11 protein-coding genes are annotated in these 17274 nt (G+C 70.2%); 8 read left to right on the plus strand and 3 right to left on the minus strand.

Annotation, left to right across the window (positions count from 1 at the left end):
- Positions 1-66: 66 nt before the first annotated feature.
- The 7 genes from ACIBI9_RS46995 to ACIBI9_RS47025 are packed head-to-tail and all read left to right on the plus strand — an operon-like array spanning position 67 to position 12441.
- Complete coding sequence (locus ACIBI9_RS46995; protein ID WP_397232898.1) at positions 67-1863, plus strand: glycosyl hydrolase family 28 protein; 1797 nt, start codon at positions 67-69, stop codon at positions 1861-1863.
- A complete protein-coding gene (locus ACIBI9_RS47000; RefSeq protein ID WP_397232900.1) occupies positions 1860-3029 on the plus strand; it encodes a CBM35 domain-containing protein in 1170 nt (389 codons plus the stop codon). The genes ACIBI9_RS46995 and ACIBI9_RS47000 overlap by 4 nt, the downstream gene beginning before the upstream one ends.
- Positions 3026-4891, plus strand: a complete 1866-nt coding sequence (locus tag ACIBI9_RS47005; protein ID WP_397232902.1) for a glycosyl hydrolase family 28 protein — start codon at positions 3026-3028, stop codon at positions 4889-4891. The genes ACIBI9_RS47000 and ACIBI9_RS47005 overlap by 4 nt, the downstream gene beginning before the upstream one ends.
- A complete protein-coding gene (locus ACIBI9_RS47010; RefSeq protein WP_397232904.1) occupies positions 4888-6828 on the plus strand; it encodes a glycoside hydrolase family 28 protein in 1941 nt (646 codons plus the stop codon). The genes ACIBI9_RS47005 and ACIBI9_RS47010 overlap by 4 nt, the downstream gene beginning before the upstream one ends.
- A gap of 10 nt (positions 6829-6838) precedes the next feature.
- Positions 6839-8971, plus strand: a complete 2133-nt coding sequence (locus ACIBI9_RS47015; protein ID WP_397232906.1) for a discoidin domain-containing protein — start codon at positions 6839-6841, stop codon at positions 8969-8971.
- Complete coding sequence (locus tag ACIBI9_RS47020; RefSeq protein ID WP_397232908.1) at positions 8968-10668, plus strand: CBM35 domain-containing protein; 1701 nt, start codon at positions 8968-8970, stop codon at positions 10666-10668. The genes ACIBI9_RS47015 and ACIBI9_RS47020 overlap by 4 nt, the downstream gene beginning before the upstream one ends.
- 27 nt (positions 10669-10695) lie before the next feature.
- The gene (locus ACIBI9_RS47025) at positions 10696-12441 is read left to right on the plus strand and encodes a CBM35 domain-containing protein (RefSeq protein WP_397232910.1); all 1746 of its coding nucleotides are present in this window, start codon (positions 10696-10698) and stop codon (positions 12439-12441) included.
- A 48-nt stretch (positions 12442-12489) separates the two neighbouring features.
- Here the strand turns inward: ACIBI9_RS47025 and ACIBI9_RS47030 are convergent, their stop codons facing one another.
- Positions 12490-14106: an AMP-binding protein gene (locus ACIBI9_RS47030; RefSeq protein WP_397232912.1), complete on the minus strand. Its 1617-nt coding sequence runs from the start codon at positions 14104-14106 to the stop codon at positions 12490-12492.
- 84 nt (positions 14107-14190) lie between these two features.
- On the opposite strand from ACIBI9_RS47030, the gene ACIBI9_RS47035 reads away from it, so the two are divergent.
- Entirely contained in the window at positions 14191-15051 is an 861-nt protein-coding gene (locus tag ACIBI9_RS47035; protein ID WP_397232914.1) for a LuxR C-terminal-related transcriptional regulator, read from the plus strand.
- Positions 15052-15058: 7 nt separating this feature from the next.
- Here ACIBI9_RS47035 and ACIBI9_RS47040 read toward each other — a convergent pair whose 3' ends face one another.
- Together ACIBI9_RS47040 and ACIBI9_RS47045 are read right to left on the minus strand one after the other, a co-directional pair.
- Positions 15059-16321, minus strand: a complete 1263-nt coding sequence (locus ACIBI9_RS47040; RefSeq protein WP_397232916.1) for an ABC transporter substrate-binding protein — start codon at positions 16319-16321, stop codon at positions 15059-15061.
- Positions 16322-16361: 40 nt separating this feature from the next.
- Entirely contained in the window at positions 16362-17222 is an 861-nt protein-coding gene (locus ACIBI9_RS47045) for an AraC family transcriptional regulator (RefSeq protein WP_397232918.1), read from the minus strand.
- Positions 17223-17274: the final 52 nt, after the last annotated feature.

The raw sequence follows: 17274 nt of genomic DNA on the forward strand, positions 1-17274 counted from the left end.
CACCCCCCCACATCGCCGGCGGCCGCGCCATCGCGCGGTCGCCGGATCCACCCCCCGGAGCCTCCGATGCATCCCTCCAGAAGGGCCGTGCTCAAAGGAGCGTTGCTCGTCCCCGTGCAGGCGGGCGCCGTGCTGCCGCCGGCGCCCGCCACGGCCCGGACGCTCGACTCCCCGTGGGACCAGGTGCCCGCGATCCTGGCCAGGATCGCGCCGCCGACCTTCCCCGACCGCACGTTCCCGATCACCGATTACGGTGCCAAGCCGGACAACTCCACCGACTGCACGGCCGCCTTCCGCTCCGCCATCGCGGCCTGCAACACGGCGGGCGGCGGCACGGTGCTCGTGCCCGGCACCGGCAAGTTCCGCACCGGCAAGATCCACCTGCTGTCCGGCGTGCGGCTGCACGTCGAGGCGGGCGGCACGATCCGGTTCAGATCGGACGCGGGCTCGTACCTGCCGACGGTCTTCACCCGCTGGCAGGGGATCGAGTGCTACAACTACTCGCCCTTCATCTACGCCAGGAACCAGACCGACCTCGCCCTGACCGGCACCGGCACGATCGACGGGAACGCGGCGGCCGGGCCCTGGTTCGGCTTCGACGACCAGCGCGGCCCGGACTGGGACCGGTTGCAGCAGCAGGCCGTGGACGGCGTGCCGGTGGAGCAGCGGCAGTTCGGCGACGGCCACTTCCTCAAGCCGAACATGATCCAGTTCTACGGCTGCCGGAACATCCTCGTCGAGGACCTGGACATCCGTAACCCCGCGATGTGGACCATCCACCCCGTCTTATCCCGAAATATCACGATCAGGCGGGTCAAAATCTATAGCCGGGGCGCGATGGTGGACGGCGTCGACCCCGAATCCTCCTCGGACGTGCTCATCGAGGGCTGCACGTTCGACACCGGCGACGACGGCACCGTCATCAAGTCGGGCCGTGACACCGACGGCCGCCGCGTGGGCGTGCCGTCCACCGACATCGTCATCCGCGACAACACCTACTACGGCCGCTGGGGCGCGATCACGGTCGGCAGCGAGATGTCCGGCGGCGTCCGCAACGTCTTCGCCGAGAACAACCGCATCCTCGCCGGCTCCAGTTATCACTCCTTCTACGCCCTCTACCTGAAGACCAACAACCGGCGCGGCGGGACGGTCGACGGCGTGCACGTCCGCAACCTGACGGGTGGCCCGTGCGACCGGGGCGGCTTCTACATCGACATGAACTACAGCCTGACCGGCCCCGGCAACGGCCCGATCGTCAACCCGGTCATCCAGAACATCACCGTGGACGGGCTCAACATCGCCGACTCGCCGTTCGCGATCAAGCTGTCGGGCTCCGCCGCCAGCCACATCCGGAACGTCACGATCGCCAACAGCACCTTCACGCGAATCGACACCCCGGCTCCCCAGCTCTCCAACGCAGACAACGTCGTGCTGCGCGACGTCCGCATCAACGGCGTCCTGTACGGAGGGTCACCGCCGGGCAACCGGTACGAGGCCGAGAACGCGACGATCTCGCAGGGCGCGGTCGAGTCCAACCACGCCGGCTTCTCCGGCACCGGGTTCGTGAACTACGACAACGTGGCCGGCTCGTACGTGGAGTTCACCGTGAATGCCGCCGCAGCGGGGACGGCGACGCTCACCCTGCGCTACGCCAACGGCACCACCGCCAACCGGGCGATGGACATCGCGGTCAACGGCACGGTCGTGGCGGCGGCCAAACCCTTCAACGGCACGGGCACCTGGACCACCTGGGAGTCCACGACGGTCTCCGCCCAGCTGGCCGCCGGCGCCAACACCATCAGGGCGACCGCCACCACCGCGAACGGCGGCCCCAACCTCGACTACCTGGAGGCACAACCATGAGCGTGACCCGTCGCCAGCTTGGCGCCCTGGTGGGGGCCGCGTTCCTCGCCCCCGCCCTGCCCGCCAGGCCCGCCTCGGCCGCCGCCCCGGCCTGGAAGCTCATGTGGGCGCCCGACCCGGCGGCCGTCGGGCTGCGCGCGTTCGAGACGATCGAGGACGACCGCGCCGACTCGCATCCGGCCGGCCAGCCCCACATCTACGTCGAGGGCGACGCCTTCCGCTTCAACATGCACACCGCCGACCGCGACACGTCGACGGACCGGCAGCGCCAGGAGGTCACCGGCAACCGGAACCCGGACGGCTACCTGCGCTGGCTGACCGGTGAGACCTGGCGCGTCACGTACTCGATGTACATTCCGAGCTCGCTGAAGGCGACCACGACCTTCACCCACATCAGCCAGACCAAGATGCCGGGCACCGGCACCAGCCCGATCACCGTCACGTCGCTGCGCCGCGTGAACGGCGTCCAGACCATCGAGCACAAGATCTTCGAATCCGACACCCTGGTGGGGCGCACCGAGCTCGAGCCGCTGCACGACAAGTGGATCGACGCCGAGTACGAGATCAAGATCGGCGACGGCGGCTCGGGCTCGGTGCGGTGGGTGCTGCGCAGCGGCGGCACCACGCTCGTGGACGCCACCAAGACCGGCGACACCTTCCTCGGCGACCGGGTCCGCCCCAAGTGGGGCATCTACCGCTCGCTCGGCGACACCTCCGGCTCGCTGCAGAACTGCTACCTGCTGCTGCGCAACATGCGCGCGTACAAGCAGGTGCAGGCCACCGCCACCCGGCTGGAGGCGGAGAGCGCCACGATCTCGCAGGGCGTCGTCGAGTCCAACCACGCGGGATTCTCCGGCGCCGGGTTCGTCAACACCGACAACGTGGCGGGCGCCTACGTGGAGTGGCGGCACACCGCCGCCGCGGCCGGCCCCGCCACGCTGACCGTCCGGTACGCCAACGGGACGGGCTCCGATCGCCTCGCGGACCTGGCCGTCAACGGCCGGGTCGTGGCCTCCGGCCTGTCCTTCCCCGCCACCGGCGCCTGGACCACCTGGGCCTCCCGGAGCGTGGTGGCCGACCTCGCCGCCGGGGCCAACACCATCCGCCTCACCGCCGCCACGGCGGGCGGCTGCCCGAACCTCGACTACCTGGAGGTGGTCCAGTGACGATCTCCCGGCGCGACCTGCTCAAAGCCGGCGGCGTCGCGGGCGGCGCCCTCCTGGCCGGCACCGGCACGGCCCATGCGGCGGGCTCGGCCACCAAGGCCACCGCCACCAAGGCCACCGCCACCACGGCCGGCTCCACCACAGTCACCACCACCACGGGCAGCGCCACCACGGCCACCACGGCCGCGTCGCCGTGGGACCGGGTGCCCGAGATCCTCGCCAGGATCGTCCCGCCGACCTTCCCCGACCGCACGTTCCCGATCACCGATTACGGTGCCAAACCGGACAACTCCACCGACTGCACGGCCGCGTTCCGCGACGCCATCGCCGCATGCAACGCGGCGGGTGGCGGCCGCGTGGTGGTGCCGTCGGGAACGTTCCGCACCGGCAAGATCCACCTGCTGTCCAACGTCAACCTCCAGGTGAACGGCACCATCAGGTTCCGCACGGACCCAGGCTCCTACCTGCCCACGGTGTTCACCCGCTGGGAGGGCATCGAGTGCTTCAACTACTCGCCCTTCATCTACGCCGACGGCCAGACCAACGTCGCCATCACGGGCACGGGCACGATCGACGGCAACGCGCCCGCCGGCGACTGGTCGTCGTGGGGGAGCGGCGGCGCGGACCGCGACCAGCTCCGGTCCTGGGGCGCGAGCGACCACCCGGTGGCGCAGCGCCAGTTCGGCAGCGGCCACAAGCTGCGCCCCAACCTGATCGGCCTCTACAACTGCACGGCGGTGCTCGTCGAGGGCGTCAACCTGCGCAACCCGGCGATGTGGACCCTGCACCCGGTCTACTGCACGAACGTCACCGTCCGGAACGTCACCTTCTACTCCACCAACTCGCAGGGTGACGGCTGCGACCCCGACTCCTGCACCGACGTGCTGATCACCGGCTGTAAGTTCGACACCAACGACGACTGCGTCCCCGTCAAGTCGGGACGTGACCGCGACGGCCGCCGGGTGAACCGCCCCTCGCAGAACATCGTGATCCAGAACTGCAGGTTCAGCGGCCGGTGGGGCGGCGTGACCATCGGCAGCGAGATGTCCGGCGGGGTCCGCGACGTGTTCGCCGAGGACTGCGAGTGCAACGCGCCCGACTTCCCCGGCCGCTACCCGGTCAAGTACGCCCTCTACGTCAAGACCAGCTTCAACCGCGGCGGCTTCGTGGACGGCGTGCACCTGCGCCGCATCACCGGCCACGACCTGGAGCGCAGCGCCCTCTACGTCACGCTCAACTACGAGACCTCGGGCTCCCTGCCGCCGGTCGTGCAGAACCTCACCGCCGACGGCCTCACGATCGACGGCGCGGCGCAGGCGTACAACCTGGACGGCCGCCCGACCGACCACATCAGGAACGTCACGATCTCCAACAGCACGTTCACCGGCATCACGACGGCCACGCCGACCGCGTCGAACGTCGACAACCTCGTGCTGTCCGGCGTCTTCGTCAACGGCAAGGACATTTCGAACACGGCGGGAGCCCGCTACGAGGCCGAGAACGCGACGATCTCCCAAGGCGCCGTCGAGTCGAACCACGCCGGGTACTCCGGCACCGGCTTCGTCAACACCGACAACGTGGCCGGCGCCTACGTCGAGTTCGCGGTGAGCGCGGCGGCGGCCGCCAGCAGGGCGCTCACGATCAGGTACGCCAACGGCACGAGCACCAACCGGCCGTTCGCGGTCACCGTCAACGGGAGCGCCGCCGGATCCGCCGTGAACGCCCCCGGCACCGGCGCCTGGACCACCTGGGTGTCCGCCTCCGTCACCGTGCCCCTCGTCTCCGGCGCCAACGCCGTCCGGCTCACCGCCACCACCGCCGGCGGCCTGCCCAATCTCGACTACGTGGAGCTCCAGCCATGAAACCGCTCGCCCGAGCCCTGCTGGTATGCGCCCTCGCCCTGCTCGGAGCCGCCCCCCTCCCGGCCCACGCGCTCGCCGAGTTCGACGTGCGCGACTACGGCGCCACCGGGAACGGCTCGACCAACGACGACGACGCCATCGACCGCGCCATCAACGCCGCCAGTGCGGCCCCGGGCGGCACCGTCGTCTTCCCCTCCGGCCGCTACCGGGCCCGCACCATCCACCTGAAGTCCAACGTCACGCTCAGGCTCGACTCCGGCGCGACACTCCTGGCCGCGAGCAGCGGCATGGACGCCGCCGAGTCCAACCCCAACGACGACTACCAGGACTACGGCCACAGCCACTTCCACAACTCGCTCATGTGGGGCAGCGGCATCACCGACTTCCACATCACCGGCACCGGCACGATCGACGGCGACGGCAACCTCATCACCGGCAACCCGTCCTCCGGCCAGGCCGACAAGGCGCTGACCCTCACCGAGTGCTCGAACATCAGCCTCGAAGGCGTCACGTTCCGGCGCGGCGGCCACTTCGCCGCCCTGATCAACGGCTGCCACGACGTCACGATCGACAACCTCAAGACGATCCACTCCAGCAGCGGCGTGCGCGACGGCATCAACCTGATCAACAGCTGGAACGTCACCGTCACCGACAGCCGCATCGAGGCCAGTGACGACGCCCTGGTGTTCAAGAGCGACTACGCGCTCGGCCACACCTACACCAGCCAGAACGTCCGCGTGCGCGACACCACCGTCTACTCGCACGAGAACAACGCGCTGCAGTTCGGGTCGGAGACCTGCGGGAGCTTCCGCGACTTCCGGTTCGAGAACATCACCGTGCTGGGCGCGGGCAAGGCCGGGATCGGCATCGTGTCCATGGACGGGGCGATCATCGAGGACGTCCACTACGACAACGTGACGCTCACCAAGACCACGTCGCCGTTCTTCTTCAAGATCGGTGAGCGGAAGCGCTGCCCCGGCTCGCCGCCCGCCGGACGGATCCGAAACATCACGATCTCGAACGTGACCGGGACCAACCTGACCGCGCCCGTGGTCACCAGCACCGTGGGCGCCTCCGACTACACCAGCACGCTGACCGGCACGCCGTCCGTGGACCTCGGCCCCGGCATCACGTTCCAGAACGTGGACCTCACCGTGCCCGGCGGCCACCCCGCCTCGGAGGCCGGCCGGGTGCCCGGCGAGTTCCTCACCACGTACCCGCCGCGCGACTACGGCGCCCGCCCCTCGTACGGCTACTGGATCAGGCACGCCACCGGCATCACGCTCAACGGCGAGACCCGCTTCGACGACAACGACAACCGGCCCTACGTGATCGTCGACGACGCCTCCGACGTGCGACTGAACGGCGTCGTCGCGCAGCGCGGCAGCGGCAGCGCCTACGACGTCGGGTTCAGCGGCGTCAGCGGCTACGCCGTGCGCGACAGCGCCGACACCTCCGGCGGCGCGCTGCGCGTGCGCGCCACCGGCTCCACGCCCGTCCCCGGCACCCCCGACAGCCTGTACGCCGAGGCGGAGGCGGGCACGGTCACCGCCCCCATGCAGGCGGCCGCCGACCAGGCCGCGTCCGGCGGCTCGTACGTCACCGTCGCCGCCGGCAACAACAGCAAGTCCAGCGCGCCCTCCACCGGCTGGACGACGATCCCGTTCACGGTCGAGCACGACGGCACGTTCGCCGTCTGGGCCCGCGTGATCGCCGCCAATGACGGCGACGACTCGTTCTGGGTGCGCTCGGGCACCGGCTCGTGGACGAACTGGAACAACATCCCGATCGGCACCTCCTGGCACTGGGCCAAGGTGCCCGTCACGTACGACCTGGCGGCCGGAGCGCGCACGATCACCTTCGCCTACCGCGAGGACGGCGCCCGCCTGGACCGGGTGGCCATCAGCAGCGACCCCGCGTTCAACCCCGGATCCTAGGAGGCGCACCATGAGACGCACGGCGACGCTCGCCGTCTTCGCGCTCCTGCTCGGCCTGCTCACCGCCGCCCCGGCGCGGGCCGACCTGCAACACCCGCGCCAGGCGTTCCTGCGCGACTCGATCGCCGGCCTCTTCCTGCACTGGGGCGAGCGGACCTCGCCGCAGCACACCAGCTGCAGCGCGTGGGAGGCCGACGTCACCAACGGCGGCTGGAGCGCTTCCTACTGGGTGAACGAGGCCAAGAAGCTGCACGCCCAGTACATCGTGCTGGCCACCTTCCACAGCCGGCTCGGCTACGCCCGGCCGTACCCGTCGGCGATCCCGGGCTCCTGCCGCACCACGCGGGACTTCCTCGGCGAGCTGATCGACGCCGCGGACGCCCAGGGTCTGAAGGTCATCCACTACATGACCGACGACCCGCAGTGGCACAACGAGGGCCTGTCGTCGGGGTCGTGGCTCAACTCGTCGGCCTTCTCCGGCTACGTCGGCCACGACGTGGACCTGACCACCCGCGACGGGTTCGGCGAGTTCAGCTACCTGCAGTTCTTCGAGCAGATGCAGCGCTATCCCAAGCTCGCCGGGTTCTGGATCGACAACGACAACGCCTACTGGGAGCGGAACGACCTCTACGCCAAGATCTACCAGCAGCGCCCCGACATGACGATCTCGAACAACAACGAAGACACGCCGATCATGGACATGATCAGCAACGAGCAGAAGACCGGCATGACGCCGTCGTACGACTACCCGCAGGCGGTCTACACGGCGTTGCCCCGGCTGATCGAGGCCGACTTCAAGCTGCCCACCGCCGGCCCGTGGTGGTACGGCGGCTCCGACCAGGCCGTGGACCGCAAGCTCACGCTCGGCCGGCTCATCACGAACGCGGGCTCGTCGGTCAAGGCGCTGATGGCCGAGACACCCATGGTCAACGGGCGCTTCCCGGCCCAGCAGGCCGACTTCAACACCTTCGCGAACACGTACCTGTCGGCCATCTGGGAGTCGCTCGGCGGCACGGAAGGCGGCGGCTACATGTTCGGCGGGCTCAAGCCGGGCTTCTGGAACAACGGCGCGCACGGCGTGACCACCGTCGCCAAGAACGACCCCGACCGGCACTACATCCACGTGATCACGCCGCCGTCCGGCAGCACGCTGACGCTGCGCGACAACGGCTACCGGGTCAGCGCGGTGACGAACCTGCGCACGGGCGCGCCGGTCGCGTTCACGCAGTCGGGCGGCACGCTGACGCTCAGCGGGATCTCCGGTTGGGACCAGTACGACACCGTCTTCAAGGTCGTCACCAGCGGCCGCCAGGGCATATACACCGGCGTCACGCTGTCGGCGAGCTCGTCCACCAGCGGCCACGGCGCGGCGGCGGCGGGCGACGGCAACTACCTGACCTACTGGGACAGCGACGCCGCCGAGCCCGCGCGGCTCACCTTCGACCTGGGGTCCGCCAAGCCCATCCAGTACCTGGCGATCAACCAGCGGGAGGACTCCACCGTCTACCCGTCGTCCGGGTCGGCGCGGATCTCCGGCTACCAGGTGCACGTCAGTAACGATGGCTCGACCTGGGGGAGCGCGGTCAAGACCGGGACCGTGCCGAACGCCCGCGGCGTCCAGTTCATCGACCTGAACGCGGTCACCGCCCGCTACGTCCGCCTCTCCAAGACCGGGCACCACGGCGTCGCCCGCTGGCGGGTGGACGAGGCGTGGGCCGGCGGCCGGTACGCGGGCGGCGGCGGCCCCACCGGTACCCGCTACGAGGCCGAGAACGCGACGATCTCCCAGGGCGCCGTCGAGTCCAACCACGCCGGCTACTCCGGTACCGGGTTCGTCAACGGCGACAACGTCACCGGCTCCTACACCGAATGGACGATCAACGCGCCCGCGGCCGGAACCGCCACGATCGCGCTGCGCCACGCCAACGGGACGACGACCGCCCGCCCGGCGGCCGTCACCGTGAACGGCGGCGCCGCCCAGAACCGCGACTACCCCGGCACCGGCGCCTGGACCACCTGGGCGACCGACACGTTCACCGTCCCGCTCAACGCCGGGGCCAACACGCTGCGGGTGACCGCGACGACCGACGGCGGCAACCCGAACCTCGACTACATCGACGTCACGACCGGAGGCGCCTCATGAAAGCGTTATTCGCGGCGCTGGCGCTGGCCGCCACCTGCCTGACCGTGCCCGCGGCACCGGCCGCCGCCTCCGACAACGGGCTGTCGATCAGGCCCGCGATGGGCTGGAGCAGCTGGAGCTTCGTGCGCCGCTGGCCCGACGAGACCAAGATGAAGGCCCAGGCGGACGCGCTGGTCAGCAGCGGCCTGGCCGACAAGGGCTACGTCTACGTCAACCTCGACGACTTCTACCAGAAGTGCGACTCCAACGGCTTCGTCGTCGACGACTACGGCCGCTGGGCGGTCGACACCGCCAAGTTCCCGTCCGGGATCAAGGCGCTGGCCGACTACGTGCACGCCAAGGGGCTGAAGTTCGGCTTCTACGTCACCCCGGGCATCGCGAAGAACGCCGTCACCGCCAACAAGCCGATCGAGGGCACGTCGTACCACGCGCAGGACATCGCGGACACCTCGCAGACCCACAAGAACTACAACTGCAAGAACATGTACCGGCTCAAGTACTCCCACCCGGGCGCGCAGGCGTTCATCGACTCGTGGGCCGACCAGATGGCCTCGTGGGGCGTGGACTACCTCAAGATCGACGGCGTGGACGCGTCCACGGTCGCGGACGTGGAGGCGTGGGACAAGGCGCTGCGCCAGACCGGCCGGCCGATCAACTTCGCGCTCTCCAACAACCTGCCGATCGCCCAGGCCACCACCTGGAAGCGGCTGGCCAACAGCTGGCGCACCCAGGGCGACGTCGAGTGCTACTGCGGCTCCGGCCCGAACGGCAGCGGCTACCCGCTCACCGACTGGTCGCACGTCGTCAGCCGGTTCAACTCGGCCGCCTCCTGGCAGCAGTACGCCGGTCCGGGCGGCTGGAACGACTACGACTCGCTGCAGATCGGCAACGGCGACCAGGTCGGGCTCACCGCCGACCAGCGCCGCTCGCACATGACGCACTGGGCGATGGCCGCGAGCCCGCTGCTGCTCGGCACCGACCTGACCGCGCTCACCTCCGTTGACCTGGCGATGCTGAAGAACGACCGGCTCATCGTGGTCAACCAGGACGGCGTGGCCGCCCAGCGCGTCGTCAACAGCGGCGTCAACCAGGTGTGGCGCAAGCGGGAGGCCAACGGCGACTACATCGTCGCGCTCTACAACACCGGCACGTCGGGCAACTCCACGGTGAGCGTCACCTGGGCGCAGGCCGGTTTCACCGGTCCGGCCGCCGTCACGAACCTGTGGTCGGGCGCCTCCGAGGGCACCGTCGCCTCCTCCTACAGCGCCACCCTGCGCCCGGGGGAGACCCGCCTCATCCGCGCCCGGCCGGCCGCCGCCGCGACCCGTTACGAGGCCGAGAACGCGACGATCTCGCAGGGCGCGGCCGAGTCGAACCACGCCGGCTTCTCCGGCACCGGGTTCGTCAACGCCGACAACGTGGCCGGCTCGTACGTGGAGTTCGCCGTGAACGCCGCCGAGGCCGGCTCGCGCACCGTCACCATCCGGTACGCCAACGGCACCTCGGTGAACCGGCCGATGACCGTCGCGGTCAACGGCGCCGTCGTCCAGACCCGCGACTTCCCCGGCACCGGCAACTGGGACACCTGGGCGGACTCCACGCTCACGGTGTCGCTGAACGCCGGGGCCAACACCGTCCGCCTGACGGGCACCACCGCCAACGGCGGACCCAACGTCGACTATCTCGACGTCTCCTGAGACGTTTTCAGCTTGGAAGGAACGCCTGTGCACCCCCCACGCTTACGCCGCCTCGTCGTCATGGCCGTCTCCTGCCTGGCCCTCACCGGCCTGGTCGCGTTACCCGCCCGGGCCGCGACCGTCCGGTACGAGGCCGAGAACGCCACCAACGTCCAGGGCGTCGTCGAGTCCAACCACGCCGGCTTCTCCGGCACCGGCTTCGTCAACAGCGACAACGCCGCGGGCCCGTACACCGAGTGGACGGTGAACGCGCCCGCGGCCGGCACCGCCACCCTCGCCATCCGCTACGCCAACGGCACGACCACGACCCGCACCACCGATGTCTCGGTCAACGGCACGGTCGTCTCGGCCGGGCGCGCGTTCGGCCCCACCGGGGCCTGGACCACGTGGGCCGCCTCCACCCTGACCGCCACGCTCGCCGCGGGCGACAACAAGATCCGCATCACCTCGACCGGCTCGGGCGGCAACCCCAACCTCGACTACCTCGAGGTGACCGTGGCAGACGCGCCCGCGACCGAGTACCAGGCGGAGGCCGCCACGCTGTCGCAGGCCGCGGTGGCGACCAACCACACCGGCTACACCGGCTCCGGCTTCGTCGACTACGTCAACGCCGTGGGCGGCTACATCGAGTGGTCCGTCAACGTGGCCGAGGCCGGCACGCACACCCTCACGCTGAGGTACGCCAACGGCACGACCGTCAACCGGCCGATGACCCTCGCGGTCAACGGCACCGTCGTCCAGACCCGCGACTTCCCCGGCACCGCCAACTGGGACACCTGGGCGGACGCCGCCTTGACGGTGTCGCTGAACGCAGGGGTCAACACCGTCCGCGCGACCGCCACCACCGCCAACGGCGGCCCCAACGTGGACCGGCTCTCGGTCAGCGGCTCCGGCGGGCCCGACGGGCAGGCGCCGACCGTGCCCGCGGACGTCCGCGTCACCGGCACCTCGGCCTCCAGCATCACGCTGTCCTGGACGGACTCCACCGACAACGTGGCCGTCACCGGCTACCGCGTCTACGAGGGGACGACTGTGGTCACGACCACGCCGACGGCCGGCGCCACGATCGGCGGGCTCACCGCCGGGTCCACGCACACGTACACGGTCACCGCGATCGACGCGGCGGGCAACGAGTCCGGGCGCAGCGCCGCGGCCACCGGCACGACCGGCGGCGGTGGCACCGGGCCGACGGCCGACCAGCTCCTCGCGAAGGTGACCGCGTGCAGCCAGATCTCCAACGGCAAGTACAAGACGGACTCCGACGTGAGCTCGGCGACGGTCGCGGTGTGCGAGAAGACCGGCGCGGTGTTCTGGAAGGGCGACATGGACATCGACTGCGACGGGGTGCGCACGTCGCAGTGCAACGAGGACACCGACTGCTGCTTCCAGCCCGACACGTTCTGCCACACCAGCGGGGACACGCCGCTCAACGCGGCGCAGCTCGCGTACATGGTGGTGCCGAGCCCCAGCTCCATCTGGGACTACCGGACGAAGGGCATCGGCTGCGGCACCGTGGTGGCGATCGTCTACAACGGGCAGGTGGAGTACGCCGTGATGGGTGACACGGGACCGAGCGGGATCATCGGCGAGGCGTCCTACCGGACGGCGGCCGACCTCGGCATCAACCCCGACCCGAGCAACGGCGGCACGGACACCGGCGTCACGTACATCGTCTTCACCGGCTCCGGCACCAAGGTCCAGACCATCGAGAACCACACCCAGGCCGTCAACCTGGGCCGCACGCTGGCCCAGCGCTTCCTCGACCAGAACTGACCCGCGGCGCCGCGCCGCCGCTGTGCCGGCGGTGGCGCGGGCCGGTCTTCATGAGCGGCCGAGGATGCCGGCGGCCTGCTCGCGCATCTCCACCTTGCGGATCTTGCCGGTGACCGTCATCGGGAACGCGTCCACCACGTGCACGTACCGGGGGATCTTGTAGTGGGCCAGGCGCCCCGAGCAGTACTCCCTGACGCGCCCGGCCGTCAGCGGCTCGGCGCCCGGCCGCATGACGACCCAGGCCATCAGCTCCTCCCCGAACTTCTCGTCGGGCACGCCGATCACCTGCACGTCGGCGACGTCCGGGTGGCCGTAGAGGAACTCCTCGATCTCGCGCGGATAGATGTTCTCGCCGCCGCGGATCACCATGTCCTTGATGCGGCCGACGATGTTGACGTAGCCGTCGGCGTCCATGGTGGCCAGGTCGCCGGTGTGCATCCAGCGGGCGGTGTCGATGGCCTCGGCCGTGGCGTCGGGCTGGGCCCAGTAGCCGAGCATGACCGAGTAGCCGCGGGTGCACAGCTCGCCCGGCACGCCGCGGGGGAGCGCCAGCCGGGTCTCCGGGTCGACGACCTTGACCTCGACGTGCGGCATGACGCGGCCGACGGTCTCGGTGCGGCGGGCCAGTCCGTCGTCCCGGCGGGTCATCGTGGACACGGGTGAGGTCTCGGTCATGCCGTAGCAGATGGCGACCTCGGTCATGTTCATCTCGCTGACGACGCGTTTCATGACCTCGACGGGGCACGGGGAGCCAGCCATGATGCCCGTTCTGAGCGTCGAAAGATCGAAATTTCCGGACCCGGTCAGCAGGGCCAGCTCTGCGATGAACATCGTCGGCACCCCGTACAGGGACGTGCACCCCTCGGCCTGCACGGCGCGCAGCGTCGCCTCCGGGTCGAACCCCGGCGAGGGCAGCACGACGCACGAGCCGTGCGAGGTCGCGCCGAGATTGCCCATGACCATCCCGAAGCAGTGGTAGAGGGGCACCGGCAGGCACACCCGGTCGGCCTCGGTGTAGCCGAGCAACTCGCCGACGAAGTAGCCGTTGTTGAGGATGTTGTGGTGGGACAGCGTGGCGCCCTTGGGGAAGCCGGTCGTGCCCGACGTGTACTGGATGTTGATCGGGTCGTCGAACGTCAGCCGCGCCGCCCGCTCCGCCAGCAGGGCCGGGTCGGCGTGCCTGCCGCTCTCGACCAGCTCGTCCCAGCCGGGCTCGCCGATGAACACCGCGTCCGCGAACCCGATCTCGCCGATCATCGCCCGGTAGTCGCTGCTCTTGTGCGTGACCGCGCTGACGAGCAGCCGCATGCCCGACTGCTTCACGACGTAGGCCAGCTCGTGGGCCCGGTACGCGGGATTGACGTTCACCAGGATCGCGCCGATCTTCGCGGTGGCGTACTGGACGAGCACCCATTCGGCGCAGTTGGGCGCCCAGATGCCGACCCGGTCGCCCTTGGCGATGCCGCGGGCCAGCAGGCCGAGCGCCACCTCGTTCACGGCGGCGTCGAGCTCCGCGTAGGTCCAGCGGCGCCCGGCCGCCACGTCCACCAGCGCCTCGCGCTCGCCGAACCGCGCCACGGTGCGCTCGAAGTTCTCCCCGATCGTCTCCCCCAGGAGGGGGACCTCGGACACGCCCGAGGCGTACGAGAGCAGTGCATCAGCCATGAACGGAGAATTCCCCCGGACCCGGCCCCGTACTACCCCCATTCGGGGGTGGCTCTCGACCACGGCCTCGTCCATGCTGGTGCTATGGCCGCACCGTACGCGCCCACCGACCGTGAGGCGTTCCAGACCGCCGTCGGCCGGCTGCGCCGGGCAACGGGGCTGCCGGTCGTGTTCGGAGGTGGGGTGGGGCCCCGCTCGCTCGGCGTGACGCTGACGGAGTTCAGCGGCACCCTGACCGGCGCGCTGCGCGGCCTGGTCGTCAGCGCGGGCAACGGGCTCGGCGGCCGGGTGATCACCACCGCGCGCCCCGGCACGGTCGACGACTACGCCGCCGACCCGCGCATCAGCCACGAGTACGACAGACCGGTGATCGCCGAGGGGCTGCGGGCCATCGCGGCCGTGCCGGTCACGGTGGACGGCGGCGTGTCCGGCGTCCTGTACGGCGGGATCCGCGAGCCCCTGTCGATCAGCGACCGCGTGGTGGACGCCATGACCCAGGTCGCCGCGCGGGTGAGCTTCGAGCTGACCGTCAGGCGGGAGGTGGAGCGGCGGCTGGCCGAGATGGAGACGGCGGCGATCACCCGGGCCGCCCGCGAGTCGCCGACCGCCGGCGAGTGGGAGGCGGTCCGCCAGGCGCACGCCCAGCTCAGGGCCATCACCCAGGACGTCGCCGACGCCGGGATCCGGGCCCGCCTCCAGGACGTGTGCGACCGGCTGGCCCGTCCGAACGGCCGGACCCCGGAGCGGCCGAGCCCGCTGTCGCCGCGCGAGCTCGACGTCCTCGCCCTGGTCGCCGTGGGCTGCGGCAACGCGGAGACCGGGGAGAGGCTCGGGATCCGGCCAGAGACGGTCAAGAGCTACCTGCGCAACGCGATGCGCAAGCTGGGGACGCACACCCGCATGGAGACGGTGGTCGCCGCCCGCCACCGCGGCTTCCTGCCCTGACCCATGCTCAGTTGCCCTGGGGGTGGGTGCTCCAGTACTCGTCGGCGGCCGCCTGGATGTCCGTCAGGACCTTCTGGTAGGTGTCCGGCTTGACGACGAAGGCGCCGAAGCCGTCCAGCGCCGCGGTGAGCACCGGGGGCGGCGTGGCCTCGAAGTAGCGGTTGACCAGGCGGTACTCGCCGCTGCCCGCCGCCTTGCTGACCTCGGCGATGGCCTGGTCGGCGATGGCGACCTTGGGGTTGGCCGACACGTCGCCCCTGGCCGTGGCCCACTTCTCCTGGGCGGACGACCCCACCCACCACTTGAGGTACTTCGTGCTCGCGTCGGGGTCGGGCGCCTTGGCCAGCGAGCAGAGCGGGCCGCTCTCGAAGATCATCGACGTCTTGGGCAGCGCGGGGTTGACGTTCGGGATGACGAAGAAGCCGTAGTCGGTGCCCGCCTTCATGTCGCGCTGCGTCATGCTCGTGTTGAACCACGTGCCGAACGACACCATCGCGGCCTTGCCGGTCTTGAGCACGTCGCCCGGGTCGGTCTTGTCGCCGGGGTTGTTGAAGTACCCGGCGTCGATCATCGACTTCCACCGCTTCATCACGTCGACCACGCCGGGGTCGGTGTACTTCGCCTGACCTGTCGAGAGGCGGTCGTAGAGGTCGGGGTCGGTGCCGGCCAGGAGCTGCTCGAACCAGACGAAGGAGAACAGCACCGACGTGTGGTAGAAGGCGGTCACGCCGTTCTTCTTCAGGGTGTCGGCGACCTTGGTCAGCTCGTCCCACGTCGTCGGCGGCTGGAGCTGGTACTTGTCGAAGACGCTCTTGTTGTAGAACATGCCCCAGTACGCCGCGTTCAGCGGCACGCAGTACTGCTTGCCGCCCACCGTGTAGTACTTGGCCAGGTCGGCGGACAGGTCGCCGTTCTTGATCGCCTCCTGCCAGATGGCGGTCGTGTCGGAGACCTGCTTCTGCGCGACGATCTCCGCCAGCCGCCCGCCCGTCGTCCAGGTGAACAGGTCGGGCTTCACGTCCGTGCGGAACGACGCCTTGATGAACGCCTGGTACGTCGGCTCGTCGGTGTAGCCGACCGGCTTCATGGACAGGCCGATCTGCTGCTTGGACAGGCTGCCCATCTCTTCGAAGTATTTGCTCCAGGCGCCCTTGTCGTTGTAGAGCTTCAGCTCCGTCTTGCCGGCGGCCTGCTTGGGCGCGGAGCCGCCGGAGGAGCAGGCGGTGAGAGCGAGGCAGATGACGGCGGCGACACCAAGTGACCGGATCATGCCCGGCCTCCTTCGATCTTGGGGGGATTAAGTCATCTAATCACTTGATATCTTGGCTGTCCATAGGGACGACGGCCCGCCGCGTAACCTCCCGGTAACATCGCGGGGCCATGCCGTACCGCTCCTGGAAGAGCCGGCCGAAATACGACTGGCCGGAGAAGCCGCAGCGCTGGGCGATCCGGCCGATGCCCTCCGTCGTCGTGGTCAGCAGCAGGGCGGCGTGCTCCAGCCGGCGCCCGACCACGAACCCGATCGGCGTGCACCCGTAGTGCCTGCGCATCGAGCGGGCCAGATGCCCCGGGCTGACGGCGGCCAGGGCCTGCAGCCGGGGCAGGCCCTCGCGCAGGTTCTCCTCGCGCCGCATCGCGACGCAGGCCGAGACCAGCCAGCCGGGCCGCCGGTCCACGGCCGTCCCGTCGGCGCCCTCCAGCAGCGGGACGACCGCCGTCAGCAGCCCGACCAGGTCGAGCACGCGGGGCACGCCGGAGTAGGCGGCCAGCACGCGGGCGAACTCCGCCGCCACCGGCCCGTCCAGGTCGGCGCGGGCCGACAGCGGGAGCTCCCGGCGGTCCCAGTCCGCCGGTCCGGCCAGCCCCGCCAGGTCGGCGAAGGCCCGCCAGCGCTCGCTCGGGAAGGCGATGTTGACGAAGCGTATGCCGTCGGCCGAGGCGAACTCGTGCCGGTCGTGCGGCCGTACCAGCACCACGTCCCCGGCGCGCAGCGGCTGCTCCGCCTCGCCGACGCGCTGCACGCCCGCCCCCGCGGTCACGAAGACCAGCTCGTGGAAGTCGGCGTGGGAGTGCGGCTCGGGCCGGTCCCTGCGGCCGCCCTTCACCGGCACCAGAGCCGCGTGGTACGGCAGCCCGGCCGCGAACTCGACCCAGCGCAGGACGGTCGGCATGTCAGGAAATTAATACTTGTGGAGCGGCGATTACTAGTAACCCGTCCCGCGA

This window comes from Nonomuraea sp. NPDC050451, from assembly GCF_044458585.1.

Bases quoted from the DNA above. Each gene is read 5' to 3' on its own strand.
- ACIBI9_RS47010 (WP_397232904.1), top strand. From the start codon at position 4,888: ATGAAACCGCTCGCCCGAGCCCTGCTGGTATGCGCCCTCGCCCTGCTC.
- ACIBI9_RS46995 (WP_397232898.1), top strand. From the start codon at position 67: ATGCATCCCTCCAGAAGGGCCGTGCTCAAAGGAGCGTTGCTCGTCCCC.
- ACIBI9_RS47020 (WP_397232908.1), top strand. From the start codon at position 8,968: ATGAAAGCGTTATTCGCGGCGCTGGCGCTGGCCGCCACCTGCCTGACC.
- ACIBI9_RS47035 (WP_397232914.1), top strand. From the start codon at position 14,191: ATGGCCGCACCGTACGCGCCCACCGACCGTGAGGCGTTCCAGACCGCC.
- ACIBI9_RS47045 (WP_397232918.1), bottom strand. From the start codon at position 17,222: ATGCCGACCGTCCTGCGCTGGGTCGAGTTCGCGGCCGGGCTGCCGTAC.
- ACIBI9_RS47000 (WP_397232900.1), top strand. From the start codon at position 1,860: ATGAGCGTGACCCGTCGCCAGCTTGGCGCCCTGGTGGGGGCCGCGTTC.
- ACIBI9_RS47040 (WP_397232916.1), bottom strand. From the start codon at position 16,321: ATGATCCGGTCACTTGGTGTCGCCGCCGTCATCTGCCTCGCTCTCACC.
- ACIBI9_RS47015 (WP_397232906.1), top strand. From the start codon at position 6,839: ATGAGACGCACGGCGACGCTCGCCGTCTTCGCGCTCCTGCTCGGCCTG.
- ACIBI9_RS47030 (WP_397232912.1), bottom strand. From the start codon at position 14,106: ATGGCTGATGCACTGCTCTCGTACGCCTCGGGCGTGTCCGAGGTCCCC.